The sequence below is a fragment of the Clostridium sp. MT-14 genome, assembly GCF_042436595.1.
Taxonomy (GTDB): Bacteria; Bacillota; Clostridia; order Clostridiales; family Clostridiaceae; genus Clostridium_B; species Clostridium_B aromativorans.
In genome coordinates this window covers 1-4,056 of the sequence record NZ_JBHMIY010000070.1, presented here as the reverse complement: position 1 = coordinate 4,056, position 4,056 = coordinate 1, and the positions used below count along the sequence as shown (strand labels likewise).

Below are 4,056 nucleotides of genomic sequence, written 5' to 3'. Positions count from 1 at the left end.
TATTTCAGGAGTATTTGCCGCAGGTGATATAAGAAAAAAATCCTTAAGACAGGTCATAACTGCAGCAGCTGATGGTGCTATAGCAGCAACTACTGCAGAGAGTTATATAGAAGAAAATAAAAATTAAAAGGGAGGAAATTGTAATGATTGAATTGACAAAACAAAATTTTGATGAAGAGGTTTTAAATTGTGCTGATAAACCTGTATTTGTGGACTATTGGGGAGATAAATGCGAAATATGCAAACAGCTTATGCCGGGAGTGCATGGACTGGAAGATAAATATGGGGATAAAATTAAATTTTCAAGTCTCAATATAAGTAAAGCTAGAAGACTTGCAATAGGACAGAAGGTTTTAGGATTGCCTACTATGGTACTCTACAACAAAGGGGAAAAAGTTAATACAATTACTGCAGACAAAATAAAATCTTTGGATGATGTAGAGGAATTCGTTAAATCCTATTATGCTACATTGTAAAAATTAGGAATTTGAATTCCTAATTTTAATAAATTTGGAGGTGGATATATTGCAACTGGAAATTGGAAAGATTCATATTAAAGATGTTCAATTTGGGAATGAAACAAAAGTTGTAGATGGGGTTCTCTATGTGAACAAAAATGAATTGATGGAAAAAATCAGTGGTGATGAAAGGATTGAAAGGGTGGAGGTGGACATTGCCAGGCCAGGTGATGAAACTAGAATCATACCTGTGAAAGATGTGATCGAGCCCAGAGTCAAAGTAGAAGGGAAAGGGGGCATATTTCCGGGATTTGTAAACAAAGTTGATACTGTTGGAGAAGGTAAAACCCACGTACTGAGTGGAGCTGCCGTGGTGACGACAGGAAGCATTGTCGGATTTCAAGAAGGCATTATAGACATGAGCGGCGAGGGAGCAAAATACACTCCATTTTCAAAAACGAATAATTTAGTTATAGTTTGTGAGCCGAAAAAGGGAGTGAAACAGCATGAACACGAAGAGGCTGTTAGAATGATTGGATTTAAAGCAGCTGCGTATATTGGTGAAGCTGGAAAAAATTTAAATCCAGATGAAACGAAGATTTATGAAACGCTGCCTCTACTGGAACAGGTAAAAAAATATGCAGATCTTCCTAAAATTATTTATGTATATATGCTTCAAAGTCAGGGACTGCTGCATGATACTTATGTGTATGGAGTGGATGCTAAAAAAATTATCCCTACATTTTTGTACCCTACAGAAGTATTTGACGGTGCAGTAGTCAGTGGAAATTGTGTATCTGCTTGCGATAAAAATCCAACTTATGTGCATTTGAACAATCCAATTATTGAAGATCTATATGACAGAGATGGAAAGGACATTAATTTTCTGGGCTGTATAATTACAAACGAGAATGTGTACCTTGCAGATAAAGAGAGATCATCCAATTTCACGGCTAAATTGGTGAAATATCTTGGAGCAGATGCAGTCATCATATCCGAAGAAGGCTTTGGAAATCCAGATGCAGATCTTGTAATGAATTGCAATAAGATATCGGATATGGGTGTAAAGACAGTCCTTGTAACTGATGAATATGCTGGACAAGATGGTGCCTCCCAGTCACTGGCAGATTCTACACCTAAGGGAGATGCAGTTGTCACAGCAGGGAATGCAAATGAGTTGATTGTGCTTCCCAAGATGAAAAAAATATTGGGACACAGTGAAGCCGCTGATATAATTGCAGGTGGTCATGCAGGAAGCTTAAGACCAGATGGTACCATAGAAGCTGAGCTCCAGGTGGTAACTGGATCTACTAGTGAGGTCGGATTCACTAAATTAACTTCTAAAGGATACTAATTCAATTGATTGGCGAAAACAAAGCGTCCCAAATACAAAAAGCATAAAAATGCTCAAATTTTATTATAAAGTAAATTAAAAAGAATAATGAGTAATATTTTAAAATGAAATAGAAATTTATGAATAAATAGAATAAAATTATGCAGATGTAACAGGGTATTAGTACTATTTGCAATATATTTTTTGAAAGGAATGATAAAAAATGTTAAAGGGGAAAAAGGTAATTGCGATAGGAGATAGGGACGGCATACCTGGCCAGGCTATTGAGGCCTGTGTNGGGTATTAGTACTATTTGCAATATATTTTTTGAAAGGAATGATAAAAAATGTTAAAGGGGAAAAAGGTAATTGCGATAGGAGATAGGGACGGCATACCTGGCCAGGCTATTGAGGCCTGTGTAAAGTCAGCCGGAGCAGAGGTTATATTTGCTTCTACAGAATGTTTCGTTTGAACGGCTGCGGGAGCTATGGATCTGGAGATCCAACAGAGAGTAAAAGATTTGACGGAGAAATACGGTGCAGAAAATATAGTTGTAGTTTTAGGTGGAGCAGAGGCAGAAGCATCAGGTCTTTCTGCAGAAACGGTAAGTGCGGGAGATCCGACTTTTGCTGGTCCGCTTGCAGGAGTAGCACTTGGACTGGCTGTCTACCATATTGTAGAACCTGAAATAAAGGAAGAATGTGATGCTGCAATTTATGATGAACAGTGCGGCATGATGGAAATGGTTCTCGAGGTGGATGAGATAATAAGTGAAGTTAAGCAAATCAGAGATGAGTATTCAAAATACTAGAAATTTTATAGAGGTTTTGCAAAACTTTGAAAGGAGATATGGATTGATATGATTAAAGTTGTGCATTATATAAATCAGTTTTATGCCGGCATAGGAGGAGAGGAAAAGGCAAATTATAAGCCAGAGGTGAGAGATGGTTTTCTGGGACCGGGCATGGGGCTGAACGGCTTATTTAAGAAGGAAGATGTGGAGATAGTTGCCACAGTTATCTGTGGAGATTCCTATTTCAATGAAAATATAGAAGACGCGAAAAGTGAAATATTGGATATGGTTAAAAAATACAGTCCAGATTTATTCATAGCAGGTCCTGCTTTTAATGCGGGCAGATATGGTATGGCATGTGGCGCGGTGTCAAAAGAAGTTCAGGATAAGCTTGGTATACCTGCAGTTACTGCCATGTATCCTGAAAATCCAGGTGCAGATCTATTTAAAAAATATCTTTATATAATTGAAACCAAAAATAGTGCCGCGGGTATGAGAAAGGCTCTTCCTAAAATAGTATCGTTGTCACTAAAGCTTGTTAGAGGTGAAAAAATAGGTTCTCCTGAAGAAGAGGGATATATTGAGAGAGGAATAAGAAAAAATTGTTTTAGTGATGAAAGAGGCTCCAAACGAGCAGTAGATATGCTTGTACACAAATTAAAGGGAGAGAGTTTTACTACAGAATTTAAAATGCCTGTATTTGACAAGGTAGATCCAAATCCGGCTGTAAAAGATATAACTAAAGCTAAAATTGCATTGGTTACTTCTGGAGGTATAGTTCCTAAGGGCAACCCGGATCATGTAGAATCTTCCAGTGCATCTAAATTTGGAAAGTACAATATAGAGGGAATTGAAGATCTCACACCTGAGAATTTTCAGACAGCTCATGGTGGATATGATCCAACCTATGCCAATGAGGATCCCGATAGAGTGTTACCTGTAGATGTACTGAGAAAAATGGAAAAGGAAGGCAAAATAGGATCGCTGCATAACTACTATTATGCAACTGTGGGAAATGGTACAGCAGTGGCTTCAGCCAAAAAATTTGCAGATGCCATAGTTAAAGAACTTGTAGCGGATGGAGTCGAAGCAGTTATACTTACATCTACCTGAGGAACTTGTACTCGTTGCGGTGCAACAATGGTAAAAGAGATAGAAAGAGGTGGGCTTCCTGTAGTCCATATGTGTACGGTAGTTCCAATATCACTGACAGTTGGTGCAAATAGAATAATACCTACTGTAGCTATACCACATCCACTGGGTAATCCGGCATTGGATAAAAAGGGTGAATTTGAGCTGAGATATGGTTTAGTTGAGAAAGCCTTGAAAGCTCTTTCAACACCTGTAGAGGGGCAGAAAGTTTTTGAATAATTTGTGAGTTCCAGGAGGATTGAAAATATTTTATTTTCAGATCCTCCAATTTATAAAAAATAAATAGGAGGTTTTAAAATGAATTTTCCCGTTGTTAAGAG

3 protein-coding genes and 2 pseudogenes are annotated in these 4,056 nt (G+C 37.8%); all 5 read left to right on the top strand.

The genetic code is table 11. The features are described 5' to 3' along the window. A pseudogene (locus tag ACFHWD_RS20450) lies at nucleotides 1-127 on the top strand (thioredoxin-disulfide reductase); the annotation flags it as partial. A 16-nt stretch (nucleotides 128-143) separates the two neighbouring features. Further along, nucleotides 144-476, top strand: a complete 333-nt coding sequence (locus ACFHWD_RS20445; protein WP_150358983.1) for a co-chaperone YbbN — start codon at nucleotides 144-146, stop codon at nucleotides 474-476. A 49-nt stretch (nucleotides 477-525) separates the two neighbouring features. Beyond that, on the top strand, nucleotides 526-1,812 hold the full coding sequence (locus tag ACFHWD_RS20440; RefSeq protein WP_150358982.1) for a glycine/sarcosine/betaine reductase component B subunit: 1,287 nt from the start codon (nucleotides 526-528) through the stop codon (nucleotides 1,810-1,812). A gap of 202 nt (nucleotides 1,813-2,014) precedes the next feature. Then, a pseudogene (grdA, locus tag ACFHWD_RS20435) lies at nucleotides 2,015-2,602 on the top strand (glycine/sarcosine/betaine reductase complex selenoprotein A). A 42-nt stretch (nucleotides 2,603-2,644) separates the two neighbouring features. Continuing rightward, entirely contained in the window at nucleotides 2,645-3,955 is a 1,311-nt protein-coding gene (gene grdB, locus ACFHWD_RS20430) for a glycine reductase complex selenoprotein B (protein ID WP_229982204.1), read from the top strand. Nucleotides 3,956-4,056 lie beyond the last annotated feature (101 nt).